Source organism: Sessilibacter corallicola, from assembly GCF_021290925.1.
GTDB lineage: Bacteria > Pseudomonadota > Gammaproteobacteria > Pseudomonadales > Cellvibrionaceae > Sessilibacter > Sessilibacter corallicola.
Genome location: NZ_JAJSLX010000003.1, coordinates 246,326 through 269,549, shown reverse-complemented (window position 1 = coordinate 269,549; position 23,224 = coordinate 246,326). Strand labels below are relative to the sequence as shown.

At 41.7% G+C, this 23,224-nt stretch carries 23 protein-coding genes; 20 read left to right on the top strand and 3 right to left on the bottom strand.

The features are described 5' to 3' along the window. Positions 1–270 precede the first annotated feature (270 nt). The 16 genes from LU361_RS15525 to LU361_RS15465 all read left to right on the top strand — a co-directional run bounded on the left by LU361_RS15525 (position 271) and on the right by LU361_RS15465 (position 11,576). Complete coding sequence (locus LU361_RS15525) at positions 271–663, top strand: hypothetical protein (protein WP_233089802.1); 393 nt, start codon at positions 271–273, stop codon at positions 661–663. A 129-nt stretch (positions 664–792) separates the two neighbouring features. Next, a complete protein-coding gene (locus LU361_RS20400; protein WP_350338024.1) occupies positions 793–1,125 on the top strand; it encodes a TonB family protein in 333 nt (110 codons plus the stop codon). A 206-nt stretch (positions 1,126–1,331) separates the two neighbouring features. Further along, positions 1,332–1,742: a DUF4279 domain-containing protein gene (locus tag LU361_RS15520; protein WP_233089801.1), complete on the top strand. Its 411-nt coding sequence runs from the start codon at positions 1,332–1,334 to the stop codon at positions 1,740–1,742. A 589-nt stretch (positions 1,743–2,331) separates the two neighbouring features. Next, positions 2,332–3,468 (top strand): hypothetical protein, encoded by a 1,137-nt coding sequence (locus tag LU361_RS15515; protein ID WP_233089800.1) that lies wholly within the window; start codon positions 2,332–2,334, stop codon positions 3,466–3,468. A 596-nt stretch (positions 3,469–4,064) separates the two neighbouring features. Continuing rightward, entirely contained in the window at positions 4,065–4,463 is a 399-nt protein-coding gene (locus LU361_RS15510; RefSeq protein ID WP_233089799.1) for a hypothetical protein, read from the top strand. A 149-nt stretch (positions 4,464–4,612) separates the two neighbouring features. Continuing rightward, a complete protein-coding gene (locus tag LU361_RS15505; protein WP_233089798.1) occupies positions 4,613–5,020 on the top strand; it encodes a rhodanese-like domain-containing protein in 408 nt (135 codons plus the stop codon). 49 nt (positions 5,021–5,069) lie between these two features. Continuing rightward, complete coding sequence (locus LU361_RS20395) at positions 5,070–5,507, top strand: DUF3592 domain-containing protein (RefSeq protein ID WP_350338020.1); 438 nt, start codon at positions 5,070–5,072, stop codon at positions 5,505–5,507. A 407-nt stretch (positions 5,508–5,914) separates the two neighbouring features. Beyond that, the gene (locus tag LU361_RS15500; protein WP_233089797.1) at positions 5,915–6,202 is read left to right on the top strand and encodes a suppressor of fused domain protein; all 288 of its coding nucleotides are present in this window, start codon (positions 5,915–5,917) and stop codon (positions 6,200–6,202) included. Positions 6,203–6,266: 64 nt separating this feature from the next. Then, on the top strand, positions 6,267–6,752 hold the full coding sequence (locus LU361_RS15495; RefSeq protein WP_233089796.1) for a hypothetical protein: 486 nt from the start codon (positions 6,267–6,269) through the stop codon (positions 6,750–6,752). Positions 6,753–7,790: 1,038 nt separating this feature from the next. Beyond that, on the top strand, positions 7,791–8,492 hold the full coding sequence (locus LU361_RS15490; RefSeq protein ID WP_233089795.1) for a hypothetical protein: 702 nt from the start codon (positions 7,791–7,793) through the stop codon (positions 8,490–8,492). A gap of 90 nt (positions 8,493–8,582) precedes the next feature. Then, a complete protein-coding gene (locus LU361_RS15485; protein WP_233089794.1) occupies positions 8,583–9,104 on the top strand; it encodes a hypothetical protein in 522 nt (173 codons plus the stop codon). Positions 9,105–9,219: 115 nt separating this feature from the next. Beyond that, a complete protein-coding gene (locus LU361_RS15480; protein ID WP_233089793.1) occupies positions 9,220–9,546 on the top strand; it encodes a hypothetical protein in 327 nt (108 codons plus the stop codon). A 151-nt stretch (positions 9,547–9,697) separates the two neighbouring features. Further along, positions 9,698–10,225, top strand: coding sequence for a DUF2846 domain-containing protein (locus tag LU361_RS15475; protein ID WP_233089792.1), 528 nt, complete (start codon positions 9,698–9,700; stop codon positions 10,223–10,225). Between the two features lie 54 nt (positions 10,226–10,279). After that, positions 10,280–10,582: an alpha/beta fold hydrolase gene (locus LU361_RS20390; RefSeq protein ID WP_350338023.1), complete on the top strand. Its 303-nt coding sequence runs from the start codon at positions 10,280–10,282 to the stop codon at positions 10,580–10,582. A 34-nt stretch (positions 10,583–10,616) separates the two neighbouring features. Beyond that, the gene (locus tag LU361_RS15470) at positions 10,617–11,000 is read left to right on the top strand and encodes a nuclear transport factor 2 family protein (protein WP_233089791.1); all 384 of its coding nucleotides are present in this window, start codon (positions 10,617–10,619) and stop codon (positions 10,998–11,000) included. A gap of 222 nt (positions 11,001–11,222) precedes the next feature. Further along, entirely contained in the window at positions 11,223–11,576 is a 354-nt protein-coding gene (locus tag LU361_RS15465; RefSeq protein ID WP_233089790.1) for a hypothetical protein, read from the top strand. A 223-nt stretch (positions 11,577–11,799) separates the two neighbouring features. Here LU361_RS15465 and LU361_RS15460 read toward each other — a convergent pair whose 3' ends face one another. The 3 genes from LU361_RS15460 to LU361_RS15450 form a co-directional block, all read right to left on the bottom strand. Beyond that, positions 11,800–13,020 (bottom strand): FAD-dependent oxidoreductase, encoded by a 1,221-nt coding sequence (locus tag LU361_RS15460; protein WP_233089789.1) that lies wholly within the window; start codon positions 13,018–13,020, stop codon positions 11,800–11,802. A 113-nt stretch (positions 13,021–13,133) separates the two neighbouring features. Next, entirely contained in the window at positions 13,134–14,927 is a 1,794-nt protein-coding gene (locus tag LU361_RS15455; protein WP_233089788.1) for a Na+/H+ antiporter NhaC family protein, read from the bottom strand. Positions 14,928–15,048: 121 nt separating this feature from the next. Beyond that, a complete protein-coding gene (locus tag LU361_RS15450) occupies positions 15,049–15,780 on the bottom strand; it encodes a response regulator (RefSeq protein ID WP_233089787.1) in 732 nt (243 codons plus the stop codon). A 294-nt stretch (positions 15,781–16,074) separates the two neighbouring features. Between LU361_RS15450 and LU361_RS15445 the strand changes: the two genes are divergently transcribed. From LU361_RS15445 to ggt, 4 genes are all read left to right on the top strand, one after another. Next, positions 16,075–16,248 carry a hypothetical protein gene (locus LU361_RS15445; RefSeq protein WP_233089786.1) on the top strand — a complete coding sequence of 58 codons (174 nt, stop codon included), beginning with the start codon at positions 16,075–16,077 and terminating at the stop codon, positions 16,246–16,248. A 223-nt stretch (positions 16,249–16,471) separates the two neighbouring features. Continuing rightward, the gene (locus LU361_RS15440) at positions 16,472–17,710 is read left to right on the top strand and encodes a M14 family metallopeptidase (protein ID WP_233089785.1); all 1,239 of its coding nucleotides are present in this window, start codon (positions 16,472–16,474) and stop codon (positions 17,708–17,710) included. A gap of 633 nt (positions 17,711–18,343) precedes the next feature. Then, entirely contained in the window at positions 18,344–21,358 is a 3,015-nt protein-coding gene (locus tag LU361_RS15435; RefSeq protein ID WP_233089784.1) for a TonB-dependent receptor domain-containing protein, read from the top strand. 91 nt (positions 21,359–21,449) lie between these two features. Next, positions 21,450–23,210 carry a gamma-glutamyltransferase gene (ggt, locus tag LU361_RS15430; RefSeq protein ID WP_233089783.1) on the top strand — a complete coding sequence of 587 codons (1,761 nt, stop codon included), beginning with the start codon at positions 21,450–21,452 and terminating at the stop codon, positions 23,208–23,210. Positions 23,211–23,224: the final 14 nt, after the last annotated feature.

Here is a 23,224-nt window from a genome sequence, read left to right as displayed (position 1 = left end):
ATAAGTCACAACCTGCCAAAAAGTCAGCATTTGGAAACAAACCTAGACATCCCAATCTTTATTGTTTAGTCAGCTCTGGATCTAAATGTAATGAAAACTCGGTATGGTTTAGCGCAGATGATTTTGCTAAATACTTAGTCAGCTACAAACCGGTATATTGCCATAATATTACTAGGACCTATAAGCTAATATCTGGCATTGAAAGTAGATCAACAAAATTTGTGGTTTACTATACAGATAAATAGTTTTAACAAAGCTATGTACTACATTATGATCAACAATATACATACACTTAATGAAAAGAATCCGCCTAACTTCCTAGAGGGATTCAAGGAAGAAGGTTGGTACGTAGATGAAAGTGATCTTTGTTACGACATTGAAGTGGATAATTGTGAATTCACTATAATAGTTGAAGGTAAGTCAGTGCTATCCGAGAACGATAAACTAGTTCTCAGAAGTTTGCTTGGTAAGGTTGTTGAACTCGACCTTCAAATCGCTAATAAAACGAAGTCATATAAAGATTATGAATTCGAACTATCCTATATAACTATTGGTAAGTCAGTTCTATTTGGCTATTGCGGTATTAACGTTAACTCAATCTGGGAATCAGAGTTTGCTGTAGAAAGTGGCGACAGTAGTTGTATTTTTAAGAGTGTATTTTAACGCAGAAAAAAGCGTTACCAAGGCCATTAAAAATCGCGCTTTCTGTGCCGAACTCGTACCGCGTCGCAAGTGTTTTTATCGAGTAAGGATTTTGTGATCAAGTTTAGTGCTGTAATAGTTCTATTATTAATGCTATCTGGCTGTATTTCAAATGCTATACAGCCTCCACCAAGACCCAAACCAAGCTTGTCTTACTTTATAGATCCGAATACGAAAGTAAATTGGAAAAAAACTGTTCATGCCAAACCTCTTTATCCTAGAAGAGAATTGTCTAAAGGAATAGAAGGGTGGGTCGCAGTTAAATATAACATATCTAAAAGTGGAATTACTGAGAACATCAGCGTAATTGATTCAAGTCCATTATCTGTTTTTGATAAATCTGCAATGGGGCCGTTAGACAATTTAAGTACGTTATCAATGACAATGAGTCTCCAACTCCTAAAACGACATTTGCAGTTATGAATTTTGCGATATCAAAAGAATATAAGTGAACCCAATACTAACAAGTTGCTGTTATTCGTTCCGGCCACAAAGAATTTGGCCATCCGTTGGATGCGCTAACGCACGCCGCAATGCAAAGCGTTAAGGTAGAAATACGAAATGTGAATTCTCGCTACAGTCTCGGTGCTATCCGTTGTACTGCGGCGTTAGCTCTCAAGGAGAACAGAGTGGAAAACAATGAAGGGCGTGTTTATTTTGCCTTTGATGGAGATGACTTCAATCCACAAGAGATAACCGAATTTCTTGGTTTGGAGCCCACAAATATCAAGCGAAAGGGATCAAAAATTCCTGGGAAGCTTCCCAATATGAGTTCATGGGAATTATCAACAGAGCGAATTGTTAAAGAGCATATCGACATATTTAAAATGTCTGCTCAAATAGTTAGTGTCCTTCAGCCTAAATTAGACCTAATAATAGCGGCCAAAACCCTATTTAAGGTGGAACCACGATTTCAGATAGTTCTCACCTTTTCAGGAAATGAAGAGCATTCTACCCCTGCAATTGGATTTGAAGTCGAAACAATAGAATTTTTGGGGGCAATTGGTGCTTTCGTTGATATTGATACTTATAAACACTAAAGCATAAGAGCTAACACAGCGTGCTGACTCGCTTGTCAGCTCGACATTTAACGTAGCGTTATACATCAAAGTAGAGTAATCAATGAAAATGGAGCAGAGGCACATATTGTTGAGGCGTATCATGGAATGAATGAAGATGCAGTCGCTATTAGGCAGCATAAGAAAAGTGGTAAATTTGTAAGCTGCTTAATTCGTGTAAATCAGATAAAAACTTCAAAGTAAAAATGGTTTATCGTCCTCAAATACCCAAGTTCCTAGAGACTTTTAGTTCCATAATAGTGCACGTTTAGCTCAAACATAGGAACACGCCGATCAGCGGCACCTGAAATTCCTTTATGGGCTATGAGTATGTAAAAATTCATAACAAAGCCATCAAAAATCGTGCACTATGTACGCTGGACTCACAACAAGTTGCTAGCCTTTTATGAGGGCATTATGTGTCCAGAATTTGCTTATTGTTTTTACAATTAATGGACGACGCCTTTGATTTATAACTATTGATACACGGTAACAATCACTCAGTTAAAAACGTAGCCCAACTCCTAAATGAAGCTAGTCCGATTTATAAGAGGCAAAGGCCAAGTATATTATGAATACTTACAAACTTATTCACTTAGCCATTTTATTGTTAGGTTTGAGTGCGGGTTATTTCGCAAACGCTAAAGGTCCGTTTTCGTCATTAGAAAACATGGGCAATGGCTACCTGAAAATTGCATCCGTAATGACTGACAAAGGCCCTATTAGTGGTTTAATCCTCAAACAGTCCATTTGCTTACCACAGATGCGTGTATCGGTACAGGCGGGTTATGAAATTAACGATCCTTCAAGCTATGAGCACTTTCAAAATAATCTTCAAAGCTTAGTCAATGAAACCGTTAATACTTTTGAGAAGCTATGCAAGCACAAAGGACAGGCAGTATCCGTTATTGGGCTTGCTCTCATTAGAAGTATTGACGGATCTGGGAACATACAAGCAACACAAAATCTTGGCAATGTCACCGCAAGAGAACAATGGATTACAAGACACGCACAAAAACAAAAAAGTAAAGCATTAAGAGAAGCGAAACAAAAACGTAACGAACAGATAGCAAAAGTCAGACAATACAATCACCAACAAAAATTAGCATCGACTGTTTATACACCAAAATTTAATATGAATGGCCCGTTCACTGGTTTAGCGGGAGATAAATATTTAAATGCTATTTACCACGGTGAATTTGAGCTTGTTAAACAAGCCAATAACAATTACGCAATAAGTCTGCAAAAGCTATATGCACTGGCCACCAATAATAACCCGGGTCTTCTCGGTGGTATCATTAGTCAAGCACTCAGTGCTCTTAATATTCATGACTCAGTATCAGCTAAATACTTATTTCACTATGAAAACCGCTTTGCAAAATGCTTGCGCAGTGATGCTGAAACTTTTGGTGTAGAAGAAAAGGTTCCTGGCTTGGTTGCAACAAATATGCTTGGTGTTGAAATGTGGCGTACTAATGGATTTTCCAAAATCTATACTTATAAAGTCAATAAAGAATTTGCACATGTTTTTAGGCAAGTCGGCACAATGAACCCAGAAGCATTTAGATTGGCAAGTATGTTATTAAACTCAGGTTACCCTGACTACCGTTTGCAAGTGGTAAGAGGTGTCGAACAAATACAGAGCCAATTTGCTTGCAATGATCCTATTGTGAAACAATTTGAAAGCAATTTACGAAAGCTGTATTAAATTAATTCCTATGTAACGCATTACAAATCTAACTTTGTATATTTAAGTTCAATTAGATTTAGGGCAGCTTCTTTAACAGCAAGCTTAACAATCGTATCGGGGCCTTTTAAACTTTTAGAAATAAAAAATGGATTCTCTCTATTGTTGATAAGTGGGAATCTTTGCAGAAAACGGTGCCAATTTGACTAGCAAAGTGCAAACAAAGGGAGTTGTCAGCGAAACTTGGGATATATTGGTTCTCAATCAATTGGAAAGTTCTACGCACGTTGACATTCTTGCCTCACGAGGCGACAAAAAATCCGTGTTTAGATTCGAGATGAATAGCAAATACAAATGCACGAGAAAATCCAAGTTTTCATACGATTGGGGTTGTACAAATCACGATCAAAAATCACCATTTAGACTCCTAATTTGTAGCTCTAGTACTCTAGAAACAATTGATGCTAGCTCCTGTAAAGTGAGAGAGCGTTATTTTGATTTGCATCCTAATCAGCTTGAGCAAGTTCAAACTGGCGACTACTTATAACAAACGCAATCACACGGAATAATTATTCTGTGGGTTTCAAATTCTATTGCAGACATGATGCGTAATCGTAATGAATCAATATCAAGAACCTCCAGGAAGATTTATTGAAGTCATTGTAGGTCTCGTAACTGCTTTTATCACAGCGATATTTATCATTTCACTTTTCAAGTTCACTTTAAGTAGCGGATTGAAGTATGTAACCGTTATTGGTGGATTAGCTCTATTATTTTTCACATATTGGTTTGGTTTAATATCCTATCGACTATTACTAAATCGACCCAATAAAAATGGCGGGCTTTTTTCTATCGGAGGCCTTAAGTTCTTATCTGCTTTTATGGGTTTGTCTTTTTTGATGATAGCGCCAATTGCTATTTATCTAGGTAATTGGGGGCTGTTTATTGGTTGTATTGGCATGGTTGTGGGTTGCTTTAAGGGTTGGCAAATAGCGGGGGCTCGCGGCAACCCATAACAAACTACGCAACCATCAGCTGGCGCTGTTTGACTCTCTATTGCGTCGCTCATTTTGTGTTTTAATAGTATAAACAACCAACAACCCTGATCTGTTGGCAGGGCATTATGTATCTCATCTAAATATCCTACTACGCGAAGGAACAAACATTGAAAAAGTTCATATTAGGAATCATCGTATCTATAGTCTCTTCTGCAGCCTTGAGCCAGATCGAAGACTTCGAGTTCAGAAACGATTTCAGGCCCGAATACAGTAAGTCTCTGACTGTTGACCAATTGGCTAAACTCCAGGAAAGCGGCGAAGTCGTAATATTGGATGTGCGTTTGCACGAAGATTTCGAAGATGATCCTACTCTCATTCCGGGAGCTGAATACAAAAACCCTGAGAATATTCCTGACTGGATAGCACAAATTGATAAGAGCAAAGAGGTCGTTGTGTATTGCGTTGCCGGAAAGTGGGTAAGCCAAAAGGTCGCTCATATTCTTGATGAGGCAGGAATCTCTGTACAGAGCCTTGAAGGTGGAGTTGAAGGTTGGAAGGCAAATCAAGGCCAGTAATACCGACACATAACAATTAAATCAATTAAGAGCTCACTAGCTAAAAAGTATGAAAATAGAACTCGGAATATATGGGAAGGTTATTTTTTGGTGTATAACGCTTTTCATATTCCTATATGAAATTTATCAGATTTTAAAAGGAAGAGCCTCCGATAATTGGCGGGCACATACAGCAAAAGTTACGGATGTCCGTATCGATACTCGGGTAAATGACGGAGTCGAGGAGAGTAAGCCTAGTATAAAATATCATTACTCATACATGGGCTCTTCTTATAAAGGTAGTAAGATTAAGTATGGTGACCTTTGGTCTAATAACTATAGCAACGCATCTAAAATGCTGTCGGGTATCGTCAAGGGAAGTAATATAACTATCTATGTCAATCCCAAACGTCCGAATCAGTCCGTCTTGTATCGTGGATATCAGGGTCACGTTGTCTGGTTTATAGGTTGTATGGCTGTGTTTGTATTTTTGGCGGTACAGAGCTAACGAGGTAGTCAAATTAACGGTTGTTCCGTCGCTTGTTTTGGTGACTGTCGCCCAGTTATCGCGAAAAAATCAACTAAATACCCGCAATTTACCACAGCGTTATCAGAAAAGTAGATTGATAAAATGAGTTTAGAATTTGATATCCGTAGGTCAATAATCCTCTCTAACTACATAAAGTATTGGGGCATGCCCGAGTTTCGTCGAATCATGTCTAAAGATGAAGAAAACGTTGAGCTTTATACATTTCCAGGTGAGTTGATTCAAAGGTATGCCACCGTTGGCTTATCAGCGTGTACCATGTCGAATAGCAAGCAATGTAATACTGAACTATTTTTAGCGATACCTACTTATATTCTAGATGAGCAATCTGAACTATAGAAAACTACATATTCGATATTTCGTCATATTTGCTACAAACTCTTGGCAGAAATGCTAAAGCTGAAACACTGGTACCAGAAAGTCCACTTGCACCTGCCGGTTGGCCAAAAGCCTTGTTGTTCGACGAGCCATCTGGAGAGCCTGAAGAATTATCCTGCTTTAATATTGGGTTACAGCATGTCAGTTTATTGTGGGTTGTGCCAATTCATGGAGCAGAATACGATTTGATAAAAGCAAAAGGAATAGAGCGGTTTGATGAGGCAATTCGTACAATTGATTTGAGTGTTGTTGATGTTAGGCGGCAATCATGCGTATGAGTCTCATAGCAAAGCAATGTTGCGGATTCGCTACTTTTAGTGCAAATTACGGCATTAGATACCCATGAAGAATTACGTATTATTGCTTCTTATCTCTACGCTCAGTAGCTTTTGTTTTGCTAGCGAAAATTGTGGGATAGACGAAAATTATTTGGAGAGTTTCGGCTTTATTCTGTATGGCGTAAGTGAACTTTCTGAAAAGAAGGACACAACCCCACTTGAGGCTGGGTCGCTAATTTTTAGTTGGAATCCAGCGTGCCAGAATGAAGACTTAGACACTCCAGAATGCGCCACTGGAAATTGTGATCATGAGTGCGGAGCAATTAGGACTATCAAAACAAATGGGGAAGCTGCTCTAAATTTAGCTTCTCAATTGTCTTCTTCCCGACCTGAAGAAGTTGTTTTAGTTGGATGGGCAAATTCAAATAAATTAGATGAAAGCACCGGGCTGCCCTACATTACCGCTAAACTTTATGTACCTGATTATAAAATATTAAGTATACAAATGAGTTCATCCGGTACGCTTCAAGAATGCCAAGATGGCTTTTAAACAAATAAAAAATATCCATATGAGCCACTCAACGTCTAGTACTCAAAGTTACTTGCACCTCCGCAGGCCCCAAATTTTATCGCTAAGTACTATTTTTCAGTAGAGAATAACAGTGAGTGCCACTAATAAGCATAGACTGTCGAATGCTTAAACAGAAACCTTTCTATATTCGTTATGAGTATTTAGTTTACCTATGAATGACTTAACAATAATAGTAATTGCCTCAATACTTATAGTACTAATAAGCCGTTTATTTCTAAAACATTGGCCAAGAAACGGAAAAATAGGTATCAACCTAGAGAAAGTATGCTGTCCTAATTGCAAAGAGGTCATGCCAAAAATCCGTAAACCTACTAACTTAAAGCAAGCTTTATGGGGTGGCTTGACTTGTAAGAATTGCGGCACAGAAATGGATAAATACGGCGTTAAAATTAACTCATAGCGAAAATCTCAAATAAGCTTCTTATCGGTCATAGAAAATGCTCTAGAATAAGATCTGTTCAATTATTCATGTGCTATAACTGACGAGCAAGCTATTTTTATTAGAAAACTTTTGTCTAATAAAAGTTGATAAACTTCCTCTCAAATACAATTCAATACGTATGAGAACTACGTTAAATACATTCCCTATCGATTGCTGAAATCTGTTTTACTCCACCGCTTATATGCGCATTTTACGCACTCCGTAAAACTCTTTTTGCTTTAATTTACTTTTCTGTCTTTCACAATTGAAACTCTTTATTGCTGAAATTTCAATAAACTAAAGTGTTACATGATATTTCCAATTTTCATACACTTTTCTGGTTGTTCTTCTTTGGTCAAGTTAATCATTATTGAATATTTAATGTTTCAACCGATGTTTTCTGTCACCAGGTTGATTTGCAGTGAATTTTCGCTCTCAGGCCCGGCAGTTTCGTGGTAAATTAAGGCTTAGTAAATGTAATTCTTGTAGTCGAAATGTACAACAAGTGGGTAAATCAAAAGTCGCCACGCGCCTTGAATTTATCCAAGCGTTATAAATATTAAGTAAGGAAAAATATGAAAATAATATATGTAGTCATTGCCTGCATACTTCTTCAGGCCTGCGCCACCGTTGGATCAGTCGATCGGCCTGGAAGCTACCATAAAGAAACATCCACAACATCCAATAATGGGCTGGTTGAGGGTGTTATTTTTGGGGATGATGATAAAAAGATAAACGAACTATTAAATTATCAAGTAAAACTTCCTGAAAAGAACAGAATCGCAATCTTGAAGCTTAGCACCGATAATTATTGGCGGTTTTACTCAAATGATTTTACGCAGTTGAACGACTCGTTGGTTGAATCACTAATTACTAGACTTAGAGCAACGAGCCGAGTATATGATGCTTCATTTTTGCCAGCAATGCTGGTCTCGGAAAAAAGAACCGTACCCGTTTTAAGAGAAGCTGCTGCACGCATCCAAGCAGATTTATTACTCGCCTACAGAAGCTCATGTCAATCTTATCAAAAATACAGATTTATCGATCCCAACGAAAACAAATCGTATTGCTCTGTTGAGGCAGTGCTTCTTGATATTCGTTCGGGAATTATTGTGAAGTCGGTAGTAAGCACTGAGAATTTCACAGCAATAAAATCTTCAAGTGATACTAGCTTTAGTGAAACTATTAAAAAAGCTGAACTAGAAGCCGTTGCTAAAGCGCTAGGCAATGTAGCTAATGAAATTGTAACGTTTATGGATAATGTGCCAAGAATCTAAAATTCAAAATAAATCTAATCACCGACGCCAGTGTGTGCGTTGGTCCATACTGTGTTCGGCTACTGTTGGAATCATTAACACTTAAGAATCATGAATAAAATCGAAGCAAAAGAGATCGTTACTAGGAAAATAGTCGAAAAATCAGAGAATTTCTCATTAATGAATGAGCTAACTCAAGAATTTCCTACTTGCTTTGCTTTTTACTACCAAAGTAAGGATTTTATAAAGTCTCGCTATTTTGGAGATATGAGTGTGGGTTTTGGGCCGCTTCTAGTATGTAAAAAAACAGGCACGGTTTTTGAAACTGGCTCAGCGTATTCCACAGAGCAATATGTCGAGGCATTCGAGTCATGCGGTGATCCATTAGGTGAGCTGACTAAAAAGATCTCTGTATATGGCTGGCATAAAGGTGCTAATAAGGTGGCTGCAGTAAAACTGATAAAAGCTAAATCGGGCTTAAATATGCGAGATTCAAAAAATATTATCGATAAAGCTCTTAAAAATGAAGAATCATGCTTTTTTACTGAAAATGTTAAAGAATCAAAGTTAGTAAGCGATGAGCTTATTAAGTATGGTTTTAAATGTAAACAGTTGTGGAGTAACCAGTGCTAACCAGATCCCGAGGTTTGATGTCTTTTCCATGACTGGTTTTGCGATTTAAGGCTATGTAATCACAAGACAATCAACTACAAGAAACAATTTATAACAATCTTAAATGTATAGTAATGTGGAAATTCTAATTTTAGCTGTAATTATTGTTGTACCTATTTATGGCACAAGCCAATGGGTTATAGCTCGTCATAAAATCGTAAAACACATAGCTTTAAATCATCCTAGCCTGTGGAATGAGCTTCATTTAGGCAGTGCTATGGGTGAAGTTTCAGGTTACTCAACACAGTTATCCAAGTGGATTTCATCGAAAGGGCTTTCAAAAATAAGTGATCCAAATTTATACCAATTAGCTTGCAAGTACCAACGCTCAAAAATTATTGTCATTCTTTGTGTTATTATTTCTATTCTATTTTTTGGATCTCTTTCTGGGGTAAACGATTAACAAATTGCTCAAGTACACGCCGACCACGAAGAGCTAGACTTTCAGGGAGTGGCAGAACTTGTGTACTTCACGGGCCAACAGTTTGGGTTGGACTTACTAGCGATCGCCTAGCTTAGGCTGCTAACTCTAATCAATGATTAAAGATCTTTGTATGAAAAATATCACCTTATTAATATTAGTTATTTTCATGTGCGGCTGCGCCTCAAAGCCGAGAGGCCCGGTTTTTGACTCAAACCAAATAAGCATTGAACCATCTAAAGCTTTAATTTTTATCTACAGAGAAAACAATTTTACTGGTTCTGCCAACTCATGGATATTAGCTGATCACGGAAAAAATTTAGCCGTCATCTCAAATAACACCTACTATGCACATTCGGTCGCACCTGGCAAAGTCGTTTTTAGCGCTGCTAGACTAGTGAGCCCGCTTTATGCCCCAACGTCTGCGAGTAGTGCACTTCTCGATGCTATAAAAGCTATTGGCGCCATACGCACAAACTCAAATCCAGAATTCAAAGAATTGCATACATTAGACGTGGAAGCTGGGAAAACATATTACTTTAGGTGGAAAGTCGATACTAAGTTCGCGGCTGGTTCAACTCCTTTACTTGTGAAAGTAGATGAAAATCAAGGTAAAAAAGAACTGGAGGGGAAACTGCTAGCAGGAAAGTACAAGGAATAAATTTCTATATATGCGCTTAAGAGTAAACAGCCGTAACCCCCTTATAAGCTCTACATACTCATAAATAGCGTTTTTATACTCACATATACGTGTGGAAAGTCAGAATTTTACAGACAAATTGCGCAAGCAGACTCAAAGTTCACAGATGAATTTCAAAACAAACTTGCTGATATAAACGCGCCAGTCTTAATTTTATGGGGAGAGGAAGATCAGTGGATACCTTGCGAACAAGCTTACTTGCTTCAAAGTAAAATTGAAAACTCCAAACTTGTGACGGTGCCTAATACAGGTCATTTGGTTATCGAAGAAGATCCAGTGAGACTAGTAAAGGAAATTCGGAGTTTCTTTGATATTTGAATACAACAATCCAAAATTCAAAAAGGTGGTTTAGGTGAAACAAGATCTACAAATAAATAAACAGAATGCGATCGAGTTTTATAAAATGGCGTATTCTGGTGAACCGAAAAAGGCTGTGGAGCTTTATGTTGGCTCAGAATACATTCAGCACAACCCTCTAGTTGGAAATGGAAAACAAGCGTTTATAGATTACTTCAGTGAAATGTCTAGAGATTATCCTGATAAATCTATCAATTTCATACGAGCTGTTGCGGAGGGCGATCTAGTCGCATTGCATACTCACCAAATTTGGCCCGGCAATGATCAATACGTGACTATGGATTTTTTTCGGTTTGATGAACACGGAAAAATAGTGGAACATTGGGATTCAATACAGAAAATTCCCGATAATACAAAGAATGGCAACTTGATGTATTAAAAGCTCAACCTACTTCTACCGGCAAAGTTACATCTCTAAATGAAAATAATGGCTGATGTAATTCGAGAAGAAGATATTTGTGAACTGGCTAGATTAGTAAAGAAACTTAAGACGTTTTAAAATAATTGTTATGATATTCAAAACGTACAACAAGTGGGCCAAATCAGAAGTCGCAGTGCGTCTTTAATTAGCCCAATCATCAGAGATACTAGGGTAGGCATCTTGGAATATTTAATAACTGGATTGAGTTCTTTTCTTATTGCATCTTTGACGCCGTACTTAACTCAAAGATATATAAAGAAAAAATATCACAATATTGAGAAAAGGATTTTTCGTGATCTTGACGATCGAATTGAAATTACTACTTCTCTAGGCACTTGGCCATTTGGTCCTAGAACTGTTCAAATTCGGAAAGACAGCGTCGAGCTGATACAAGAAGCTGCTGTAATTAGCCTTTTTTTAAAAGATAAAGGGGTTATAGACTTATTCTTCAATGGTTTTAACTCAAAAGAAATAGCACAAGAAGCTAGGATTGTTTTTCCCAATGCCAAGACAGTAGTAATTCCTTTGGACTAGAAAGTGCTGATAATTTACACACTTTATTATCTAAAGGTAAAAGGATTATATGTATTACCTTTGATCAAGAGGCACGCGAGTCAAATCTCACAAACGGCGTTCAGCTTTTATCGCGGTGTTAAAAACATTGGCATTGTTAGTTAAAACCATTCCGTCAGAAAAATATTCAAACGCAAAGGTAATAATATAGAAGCCTCTGATTCACTTCAAAATTACTGTACGATTATTGCTTGATAAGCTCAACCAAACGTTGCGCAGAGCCTGCCGCCAGTGTCCAACCAAGCATACCGTGGCCAGTATTAAGATAGGCGTTTTTTAGCGCTGTTTTGGTAATTACCGCTTGGCTGTCACAAGTCATGGGACGCATTCCCACCCAAGGTTCGCCGTCTTGCGTATAATCACCAGCGTCAGGGAAACGGTCCAATAGATTTTGTTTTAGTGTTGCAATTCTCTTTGCCGGTGCCACCTTATAATGCTTACCCAACTCCGCCATACCTGCAACTCGTAATTGATCACCTAAGCGACATAACACCATGCGCTTGTCGGTATCTGTTAAGCTGACTTTGGGTGTATTAGGTCCAGCCGGATAGGTAAGGCTGTAGCCGGCCATGGGTTGAACCTTGGGCTTTGCGGCCAATTTTTTTGCAAGTTGGTCGCTTTCATAACCTGTACAAAAAACGAAAATATCGCCGTTAATATCACCGTTACTGGTTTTTAACGCGTGGCATTGACCGTTTTTGACGGATAAATCCAACACGTCCGTTTGCAGAAACAAGTCACCACCGCCAATACTTATGGCTTTTTGCACAGCCAATTCTGAAAAAATATTTGCATTACCAACACTTTCATCGGGCGAATGAATAGCACCAATAATGTTGGCATTCATTTGTTGCAGGGCGGGTTCTATTTCTAGTGCTGCTTGACCATCGATTGGGATTTGGTGAGCACCATGAGAATTTTTAAAAGTGCTTGCTCTGCGAGCTTTATCAAAAGCGACGGCATCGGTGTATAAATGCAACTTGCCGACTTGTTGTTGCTGGTAGTCAAAGTTGTATTTGTTCTGCCAGGCTAACATTTGTCCCTTAGATTCTAATGCGAGGGCAAGCGTTGCTGCGGTGTTTTGTTGGAATTTTTTCTCAGTGCAGTTTTTAAGAAAATTCAAACACCAGCTAATAAAGTCTGGGTCGAGTGAATAGCTTACTCGAAAGGCGTCGTCTTTATTAAGCAAAAGTCCAGGAATGGTTTTTAAAATGGATGGCTGCGCCAAAGCGTCACAATAGCTGTAGCTCAACTGTGAACCGTTGCGCTGTGAAGCGCCTTGTGCAACTGATTTGTTACGATCAACAACAGACACCTTATAGCCTTGCTCAGCCAACGCCAGTGCACAAGTACAGCCAATAACGCCTGCACCAACAATCACTACGTGTTTAGATCGATCAATCATAACTTTTTATACCTGGATTTAAAACGCGCTCATTATAGACAACACTTGTTGATCAGTTTTTTCTGACTTGTAAACCAGATGTAAGAAATTAAAATTTTTATCGACATCTTATTTTAAGCAAAGAATAAAACGATCAACGTCCACAGTGATGTCGCCAATGCCATTGCCATTAACGCCGGTATTAACTGTGTTTTAACGTGATCCATTAAATCGCAGCCGGTGGTCATTGCGCTAAGAATTGTGGTGTCTGAAATCGGCGAGCATTGATCACCAAAAACACTGCCATTGAGAACGGCAACAAAACAAATTGACATGTACAACATGGGCTGTGTGATGTCCCCTTGTTGTGAAATCGCCCAGGCCAGCGGGATTGCTAGAGGAAATACAATGGCGTAAGTTCCCCAGCTGGTACCGGTAGAAAATGCTGTAATCATCGTTAATAAAACTAAGAAAAATGGCAAACTCCAGTAGGGAATTGTGCCGCCGAGCAGTTCGACGAGATACAACCCACCACCAATCTCTTTACTGATAGCACCCACAGTAATTGCTAACATTAAAATAATGGATGCCAGTACCACGCCCTTAAGACCTTCGCCCACACCTTCTAACAGTTGATTCAGTGTCATGCCTTTGCTGAGCGCAATCAATGCAGCGAGTAACAACGCAAAACCAAATGCCCAATTCACCTGTGGTGAACCGGTTGCCACAAATGTACCAACGGCAATACCAATTAAGGCGATAATCGGCAGAAAAAACTCCAAAACATGCGGGGTGTAACCCTCCGGTACTTGAGGTATTTGTAACTCACGCGAACTGAGTGGTCTGGCACCATCGGCGTCCAATTGGCCGGTGGTCTTAGCGCGGTGATGCGCTTTGCGAATGCCTTGACCAGAAAATCGGGTAATACCGAGGCTCAGTAATAACGTACCCAACACCGCAAAAATACCGTAAAAACTGAAGGGCACACTGCTGAAGAAAAATTGTAGACGTTGAGCCTCTGTTGCTAAAAAGCTAACACCGGGCACAAAAATCAGTGCTTGAATATACGCAGGCCAAGCATTAAACGCGAGCACAGAGGCAATTGGCGATGCCGTCGAATCAACTATATAGCTCATTTCTTCGTGACTGATTTTTTCTTTATCGGCGAGAGGTTTAACGGTGGTACCTACCAGTACCGTGCTCATGGTGCCACCCTGGAAAAAAACAACGCCCAAAAACCAAGTAACTAACTTGGCTGAGCGTTGGCCGCGCACAAAATGTTTGGTCATGTACGATGCAAACGCTTGAGCGGCTCCCGTTTTAGACCAGATACCCATCAGTCCACCCAACAACCAAAGATAAAGCAAGAGCACACCGGCAGCACTTTCAGTAGCAAGACTGGGAATGAGTACAGCATCGGTAATGTCGTAACGACCGAGCATGAAAGCGCCAACGACAATACCGCCCAACAAGGCGGTAAGGGGTTCGCGGGTCAGTAAACACAACGAGATCGCCACCAAAGCAGGCAACAACGACCAAAAACCAAAATGAAATTTTGCGTCTAAAAACGAATACGTGATATTGCCGTTGTTGTCTGGCTCCGAAACCCAATGCCCAGAACTCGGTTTACCTTGAAGAGTATCGAGAGCCTCCTGGCGCAAAGTAGAGGATTCATAAGGAATGGGCGTACCAATCAAGACTTCTTTGCCCCGATTCATATAAGCCAAAGCGCCTGTATCATTAGTATAAACTTGGTATACGGTTTTATGCTCACGCCACTCGGGTTCAACCGAATAATGCACAAATAAGGCCGCCAGCATGCTGACAATAAGCACCCACAAAGAAGGAGACAGTAGGCGCTGGAAGAGGGAGGCTAGGGCTTTCGAGCCTGAATTAGATGCACTCGAAGCAGTCTGGTACTTATCCATTATTGGTTATCGACCTGTTTGAGAATGTCGAACCAGTCTAGCAAGCGGATGTGCCGGAGCTATTGCCTTAGTATGTTGTGGGGTTAATAGCTGTTAACACGATGTAAACGATCCTGCCCATTTAGGCAGGTCGTACGTCGGCAATAAAAATATAGCCGGTTCCATGAGCGGTATTAATGTATTTGGGATGATCGCGGTCATCGCCGAGTTTTTTCCGAATTCTTGCAATCATCACATCAATGGTTCGATCGGTGGGAAACCACTCGCGTCGCTCCATACGATTCATGATTTGATCGCGGCTGAGTACAGTACCGGCATGGTTGATCAACGTGATCAGTAACTTGTATTCACCTTCAGTTAATTGAACTTCACTGTCGTCGTCACTATTAACTAATAAACGGCGTCCAACGTGTAACGTCCACGGATTAAAGACCAGAGCTTCGGTGCTTTTAAGGCCGGTTGGACCCGACAGCGGATTGGCTCTAACCCGTTGTAACAGGTTTTTAACGCGAGCGAACAGCAACCGCGTGTTGTACGGTTTACTGACGTAATCGTCGGCACCCAACTCTAAACCCACAATGCGGTCTATGTCGTCGCTTTTGTGGGTCACCAAAATAATTCCCACATCCGATTTGCTGCGAATTTCTCGAGTTAAAGAAAGGCCGTCTTTACCGGGAAGATTGATGTCCAATAGGATGATATCGACGGTATCTTTCGCCAAAATAACATCGGCTTCTTCGCTATTGGTTGCTTTAAATACTTTATAATTTTCAGCTTCAAAGTAACTGGCCAATAAATTGAGGCTAGCAACTTCATCTTCAACGATTAAAATTCTAGGGATGTTTTCAGTCATTATTATTGTTCACAAACGATTAATCTCATTTCAACAACTCTTACATACTGCTGCCGCAGTGTAATAGTTTTCCCGGCTTTGCTTGTTATAGTTTGACCTCTCAGCAGTCAATGGCAGAATTTCTCAAGCATCTACAATAATGCATGAATTATTATATCTTGGATACATTTGATATTTTTTTCAAATTCCTTGTTGTTATATATGTTGTTATAAATTCATTCCTAACTGCTAATCCATAAATAAATAATAGAGCAAGGCCACGGCGTTGGCAGCACAAAGTAGCGGGTAAAAGTAATGAAAGTTTCAGACTATAAGCACATCGGCTCTCCCTCAGAAAATGGCCATAAAGAAGCGATTAGCCAGCGCGCGAGCAACAGTACGAAAAAGAATTTGAACCGTTTCGGTCACGGTCGGCCCCGCTCAGAAAAGTCTGAAGACGATAAGTGTTACGTGCTCGGTTACAACTAATCCGCAGAGAAAATACGCTTAAGACTTTGCGCGTTTACAATTCATTAATGATAAGTGACAAATTGTAATGACCATCCCATCGGTTATTTACGTTAGCTGATTACTATCTAGTTTGCAGTAGGAAGCTTAGTCAGAGCTTATCATAGAATTTTTTTTAAAATTTCTATGTACTTCGGCGGCCCTTGAGCCGCCTTTTTTAATGGCGAATAAAAAGGTTTAATCCATGCCTAAATTAGGTAACACGCGCTTGCGTTGGTTTTTATTGCTCAGCATTCTTTGTTCATCTTTTGCTCTGGCTGATCTGAACACAGAGTTTGATGCACTTACGCAACCGTCGGTTTCTGAGCCTGAGCATCGATTATTTCGTTTTAATAATGATCAAATCATATTTAGCAATCGTTTTAACTCTGCCCGCTTAAATGGCGTTAAGCAAATGGCTAAGCGAAAATTTCTACTACGCATTGAGCCTGAAAATACGCCAATTAATAACAGCCCCTGGTATTCATTCAATGTGGTTGCCAGCAAACCGCAAAAAATAACGCTGTTGTTCCAGTATCGCGACGGCGACCATCGCTATCACCCCAAAATAAGTCATGACGGAAGAAACTGGCAGCCAGCTACAGATCGCCAGTACAGTGTCTCTAAAAGCGGCAGAGCCAGTCTAAAACTCAGAGTTGGGCCCGATAAATTATGGATTTCAGCTCAAGAACTCAATTATTCAGCGCAAGACATTCAACTCTGGATGAAGCGTTACGCTCAAAAAACGTTTGTTGAGCACAGCATCATTGGCCAATCGGTTCAGGGGCGACCCATCGAAATGCTTACCTTGGGCAATCCAAAAGCGAAACAAACCGTGGTTTTAATCGGCCGCCAACACCCACCGGAAGTCACCGGCACCATTGCCCAGTTAGCGTTTGTGCGGCGCTTGTCTGACGACAGCGAGCTATCAAAACGCTATCGGGAAAAGGTTAAAACATTGATCATTCCATTAATGAATCCCGACGGTGTTATTAATGGCCACTGGCGACATAACATCAATGGCGTCGATCTAAATCGGGATTGGTACAGTATTTATCAGCCTGAAATTAAAGCCGCGAGTAACGTTTTTAAGGAAGAGGCGAACAAACCGGGCCAGAGTATTCGATTTGCCTTAGACTTTCATTCCACTCATAAAGACATTTTTTACAGCGTAAATCGTGAACTAACAGGGAACCGTTACGATATTGTTGATCGTTGGGTTGGCAGAATAAACAACCAATTTCCCGATTACTTTATTGAAGACCGGCCCGGCAATTTAAGTCGCGGCGTCTCAAAAAATTGGTTCTACAGAGACTTGAATGTACCGGCTTTAACCTACGAGGTTGGAGATCACACACCGCGCAATGCGGTAATTAACGTCGCTGATTTTGCAGCAACAGCAATGATGGAACTTCTATTAGAAAAACAAGTTGAAACACATTAGCATTTGTTAATGCATTGTGTATTTTAAAAAATGATATTTCGCGATTGGGGCCGTAACGGTCCCTTAAAATCCCAGCAAAATCTCAACGATTTTTAACAGTATTACGTCAATAAAGCCATTTCAATAAGATCACTTCAATACAGTTAGTTAAATACAATCATTTCAATATAGTCACTCCGATACAGTCACTTCAAAAAATAAATACCTAAAAATAGGCCATTGTCATAAAACAAATCCGCTGATTACTTTGTTAAAATTTCATTTCTAAATCTATTGCTGAAAAATTCAATAACCAATCAAATAATAAATTTATTGATTAATTCAGTTTCAATGGTTTTGTTTGTTTTAAATTCTCGATGACTAAATATGCATCTAAGCTAATTAAAAGCGAGGGGAATTTGAACGGTAAATGTTAATGGCTTGTTAATCAAATCGGGGGGTAGGCAGGTGAATTAGCGACCTGTTTACAAAATGACACAAGCTGACATTAACTCCTCATTTAAGGTTTACGCGCTCTAGATAGTATGAGTATCAGTTGATGAGGCACATCAGCGACCACAATAACTAATTAAAAAAGTGGACCGTAGCTGTCGAAGGAAGTTCGATTGCATCGGAAACACGGGAGAAGCAAAGATGTTTCAGAAAAATCGATTATCCCTCGCCGTGGCCGGCGCGTTGGCAATGAGCTGTACGCTGGCTGGTGCTCAAGAAATCGCAAGGACGAACAGCGACAATGTCGAGCTCGAAGAAGTCACTGTTGTCGGTACCCAAATTAAAGGCGTCGATGTAGCTGGAGATTTACCGGTTACTGTTCTCGACAGTGAATACATTTCCGTAACGGGTGCTTTAGATGGCGATGAGCTTTTGCGCTCAATTCCTCAAATTGGCTCGGTGGGATTCGGGGCTTCACGCGGCGGAATTACCGGGGTCAATGCTGCTCGTGGCGATGTTGGATCCGTTAATCTTCGCAGTCTCGGTGAAGGCAATACGCTGGTGTTGTTGAATGGCCGACGCATGGTTTTGCACCCAATCACTCAGACTTCCAGTATTGACGGCGTTCCAGTCACTTCCGTGAATTCCAATACGCTACCGGTTCTAGGCTTAGAACGAGTAGAAGTACTCCGCGATGGCGCAGGGGCTCTTTACGGCTCTGATGCTGTTGCCGGGGTAGTTAATTATGTCGCCAAAACAGACTACGAAGGCGGCGAACTTAATATTCGGGTGGGCACCGAAGAAGCATCCAGCCGCGACGATTTAACCGTTTCGGGCGTGAAAGGGTTTGTATTCAACGAAGGGCAAACCAATCTTACGGTATCGGCCAGTTACGACAAGAAAAACGGCATTACTGCCGCAGAAAAGTCTTATTCACGCAACCAAGATTTACGCCCGTTAGCACCGGAAGCATTCCGGTCTGATACCAGTTTGGATAATCGATCCAGTCTAGAAGCATTTGCTCGCGTTGATTTCGACGGTTTAGGGTTATTTCACGTTCGCCCACTCGATTTAGTAACCGACAGCGGCGGCGTTTTGGGCGTTGGCGACTGTGGTGGAAGAGGGCTTGAGGGTGCCGATACGGTCTACAACGACGGCGTACAAGATCTCTGCCTCGACAGCAGTGGTCAGGACCGTGCGCTGCGGCCAAACCGCAATGAAACCCGAACACTCACGCCTGACGTTGAACGCATTAATCTGTTTGGCTTTTTAAGCCATGAGTTTGATAACGGCGTAGAGTTTTACAACGACTCATCATACTACTATTCCAAAACCGAACGCTTCTGGGAACAGTCTGCCATTTTAAGTAACGGTCGCTTTCATGTGCCTGCGGATTATTACTACAACCCATTCGGTCCAGTCACTTTTGACGATGGCCGCGTCAACCCAAATCGTCTTCCTGGCCTAGATACCAGCATTGTGCCGGAAGAAGGTCTGGGCTTTGAGCTAAACAGTTTTCGCCCAGTCGATACCGGACCAAGACGGATTGAAGTGGAAAGCACCAGCTATCGCTTCCTGAACGGATTGCGCGGCGATTGGGGCGTTTGGAGCTGGGATACGGCGGTGCTTTACAGTGAAGCCGAAGTTGAAGATACCGCAAAAAATCGTATCAGCACGCCTTTGCTACAGGCTCAGTTATCACTAGACACCCCCGACGCCTACAATATTTTTACCGGTGTTAATCCAGCTGATCCGTCCAGTATTCGTGATTTAACCGTCAACCCAAGATCCAGCATTGACCCGTTTATCGTCGATGCAACCCGCGACGTAAAAACCACCTTAACGTTGGTGGATTTTAAAATCTCCAACCCCGCTATTTTCAGCTTACCCGCAGGTGATGCCGCCTTAGGTACTGGTATTGAATGGCGCAAAGAAGAACTGGATGAAAACAACAGCGCTATTTTTGATGGCTCACAGCCGTTCATTGATCCACTCGATACGGATTTAGCACCCGGCGAAGTCACCAACGTCAGCAGTTTGCAAGGCAGCAGCGTTCGTCCCGATGTATCAGCTGATCGCACGGTGTTCTCACTGTACGGCGAATTAATTCTCCCTCTAGTAACCGATCTACCGGGGATTCAAAGCCTCGATGCTCAAGTTGCGGTTCGCTACGAAGACTTTGACGATGTCGGTAACATTACCCGTCCTAAACTCGCACTGTCTTGGCAGGTAAACAATTGGCTGAAATTCAGAGGTGCTTATTCAGAAGGCTTCCGCGCGCCAAATTTAATTCAATTGAACTCCCCAGCAACCTCAATTACCACCAGCGTTGACGATTACGCCGAAGGTATTGCCTTGGGCACCGGTGACATCAATGAAGGGCCATCCAACGGTAACTACATTCTAGAAACTTCGGGTAACGCAGATCTAAAACCGGAAGAGAGCGAAAACCTCAGCTTCGGTATTGTTGTGACACCAACCGATAATTTGGTACTTACCGCCGATTGGTGGGAGATCGAAACCACCGATACCGTGGGTGTACTCAGCGATGAAAACGAGTCTCGTCTCGACGCGGTATTGCGCGCTCAAGGTTTGTCTAACCCGAACGTGATTCGCGCCGCACCTGCAGAGGGCGAGCCTTTGGGTGAGATTCTTCGCATTACGCGCCGGTTTGAAAACCTCAACAAGCGCACCGTTGAAGGCGTTGATTTGGGCGTGAACTACAGCTTCTACAACGACACAGGCTCTTATGACCTGAAACTCAATGGCGCAAGAATTCTCACCTTCGATCAAGAGCCAGGCAACGCCGCAGCGCAACTGGTAGCCGCAGGGGCTGATCCTTCCGTGCTTGGTTCGGCCGTAGGTTCGCAAATCGAAGGCGAATTTGTACCCAAATGGCGAGCGTCAGCTTCACTTAACTGGAACAGTGCTGACGACCGCTGGGGCGCAAGTACCTTTGTGAATTACGTTGGCTCTGTCACCGAACCGACGGTAACAAATGCCGCGGGCGACGCGTTGAAAGTGGATTCGCACACCACCGTTAATTTGTTTGGTATCTATCGCGGTGTGTTTGGTGAAGGCAGTTCAATACGGCTTGGCATCAATAACGTGTTTGATGAAGATCCTCCATTTGCCAATGAAGCATTTGGTTTTGAAGGTGAGTTGCACTCTAACCGTTCTCGTTACTTTTATCTCGACACTAAATACACGTTCTAAAAGAGACATTGTTATTTAGTTAGTAAGATAACCAGAGCCTAATATTATTGATATTAGGCTCTTTTTTTAAGGCATACAGACAATTAATAACATGAAGCTTTTTTCTCTGAATCGAGTAGCGAGCGTTGCTTGCTCTTTTGTAATCGCTGCCACAACCGTGGCACAACAAAGCGATAGTGGTCCCTACAATATGGGCAATAAAGGCATCGTTCGTTACGAAGATGTTTTCCACCCGGTTGTCGGTCGCTCTGGTATGGTTTCCTCTCAAAACACCATTGCGACCCAAGTGGGTTTGGAAATTCTTGAGCAGGGCGGCAATGCCGTAGACGCCTCCGTTGCCGTGGGTTTTGCGTTGGCCGTGACGTTACCTCGCGCGGGAAATTTAGGCGGCGGTGGCTTTATGGTATTGCACTTGGCCGATGAATCGTTAACTACCACCATCGATTATCGCGAAACCGCACCCACAGGTCTTACCGCTCAGCATTTTTTAATGGAAGACGGGCAAAAAGATCCAGAATCCAGAGATTCTTGGCACGCAATGGGAGTACCCGGCACCGTTGCCGGATTGTACAAAGCCTGGGAGCAATACGGCAGTGGTAACATCAGCTGGAAAAAGTTGATTGATCCCGCTTATCGATTGGCGAAAAAAGGGTTTGCCGTTAATTATGACCTTTCTCAATTGTTGGGTTTAAAACAAGAGTGGCTCAAAGAAAACCCTTCAACCGCGAAAACCTATTTTAAAAAAGATGGCGAGGTTTATCAGGCGGGTGACAAATTAGTGCTTCCTGATTTGGCCTGGTCGCTAAAACAAATCGCAAAGCACGGCCCTGATGCTTTTTACCGAGGCGCCATTGCGGAAAAAATTATTGCCGACATGGAACGTCACGGCGGTCATATCGACGCAGATGACCTAGCGCAATATGAAGCAAAAGAAAAACCACCGGTTACGGGCAGTTACCGTGGCTACGAAGTGGTCTCTATGGCACCGCCAAGCTCGGGTGCCGTCGCTATTATCGAGATGCTTAATATTCTCGAGCACTTTCCGTTGGCCCAGTGGGGTCGGTCTGCCAACACCATGCACGTTATGGCTGAGGCAATGAAACTGAGCTTTGCTGATCGCGGCACCTACATGGGTGACCCGGATTTCTATCCTGTACCGATCGAATGGTTAGTAAGTAAAGAGCGAGCCAAGAAATTAGCCGATCGAATTGACCTTAATCGCGCAACTCCGTCCACCGAAATTGAAGGCGATGTACTACCGCCCGAAAGCCCCTCAACCACGCATTATTCTATTGTCGATCGCCACGGCAACGCGGTTTCTAATACTTACACGCTCTCTGCCTCTTTTGGTGCTGGTAAAGTAATTAAAGGCACGGGAATTTTAATGAATAACCAGTTGCACACATTCTCTGTGAGAGCGGGAATTCCCGGAGCCATCGGCTTTATTGCCAGCGAAGCCAACAAAGTAGAAACCTTCAAACGTCCAGTAAGCTCTCAGTCGCCAACGATGGTATTAAAAGAGGGTAAGCTTTATTTGGTGGTAGGCAGTCCTGGCGGCAGTCGTATCATCAATGCCGTTATGCAGATTATTACCAACGTAATTGACCACAACATGAACATTGCCGAGGCTACTAATGAACGGCGTATTCATCATCAATGGTATCCCGATCGCTTGGAGTTAGAACCGGGCTTTAATGCCGATACCGCAGAGCTGTTGCGACAAAAAGGTCACGACGTAGAAATCACCCAAACCATGGGCAGCACTCAATCAATTATGGTGAAAGGTGAATATCTTCTCGGCGCCTCGGACCCTCGTCGCCCGGGAGCGCTGACTCAAGGAATCGATAAATAAGGAATTTTTAGCGC

Excerpts from the sequence above, each read along its gene's own strand:
- LU361_RS15525 (WP_233089802.1), top strand. The coding sequence starts at position 271 with ATGATCAACAATATACATACACTTAATGAAAAGAATCCGCCTAACTTC.
- LU361_RS20400 (WP_350338024.1), top strand. The coding sequence starts at position 793 with ATGCTATCTGGCTGTATTTCAAATGCTATACAGCCTCCACCAAGACCC.
- LU361_RS15515 (WP_233089800.1), top strand. The coding sequence starts at position 2,332 with ATGAATACTTACAAACTTATTCACTTAGCCATTTTATTGTTAGGTTTG.
- LU361_RS15510 (WP_233089799.1), top strand. The coding sequence starts at position 4,065 with ATGAATCAATATCAAGAACCTCCAGGAAGATTTATTGAAGTCATTGTA.
- LU361_RS20395 (WP_350338020.1), top strand. The coding sequence starts at position 5,070 with ATGAAAATAGAACTCGGAATATATGGGAAGGTTATTTTTTGGTGTATA.
- LU361_RS15495 (WP_233089796.1), top strand. The coding sequence starts at position 6,267 with ATGAAGAATTACGTATTATTGCTTCTTATCTCTACGCTCAGTAGCTTT.
- LU361_RS15490 (WP_233089795.1), top strand. The coding sequence starts at position 7,791 with ATGAAAATAATATATGTAGTCATTGCCTGCATACTTCTTCAGGCCTGC.
- LU361_RS15485 (WP_233089794.1), top strand. The coding sequence starts at position 8,583 with ATGAATAAAATCGAAGCAAAAGAGATCGTTACTAGGAAAATAGTCGAA.
- LU361_RS15475 (WP_233089792.1), top strand. The coding sequence starts at position 9,698 with ATGAAAAATATCACCTTATTAATATTAGTTATTTTCATGTGCGGCTGC.
- LU361_RS15460 (WP_233089789.1), bottom strand. The coding sequence starts at position 13,020 with ATGATTGATCGATCTAAACACGTAGTGATTGTTGGTGCAGGCGTTATT.
- LU361_RS15455 (WP_233089788.1), bottom strand. The coding sequence starts at position 14,927 with ATGGATAAGTACCAGACTGCTTCGAGTGCATCTAATTCAGGCTCGAAA.
- LU361_RS15450 (WP_233089787.1), bottom strand. The coding sequence starts at position 15,780 with ATGACTGAAAACATCCCTAGAATTTTAATCGTTGAAGATGAAGTTGCT.
- LU361_RS15445 (WP_233089786.1), top strand. The coding sequence starts at position 16,075 with ATGAAAGTTTCAGACTATAAGCACATCGGCTCTCCCTCAGAAAATGGC.
- LU361_RS15440 (WP_233089785.1), top strand. The coding sequence starts at position 16,472 with ATGCCTAAATTAGGTAACACGCGCTTGCGTTGGTTTTTATTGCTCAGC.
- LU361_RS15435 (WP_233089784.1), top strand. The coding sequence starts at position 18,344 with ATGTTTCAGAAAAATCGATTATCCCTCGCCGTGGCCGGCGCGTTGGCA.
- ggt (WP_233089783.1), top strand. The coding sequence starts at position 21,450 with ATGAAGCTTTTTTCTCTGAATCGAGTAGCGAGCGTTGCTTGCTCTTTT.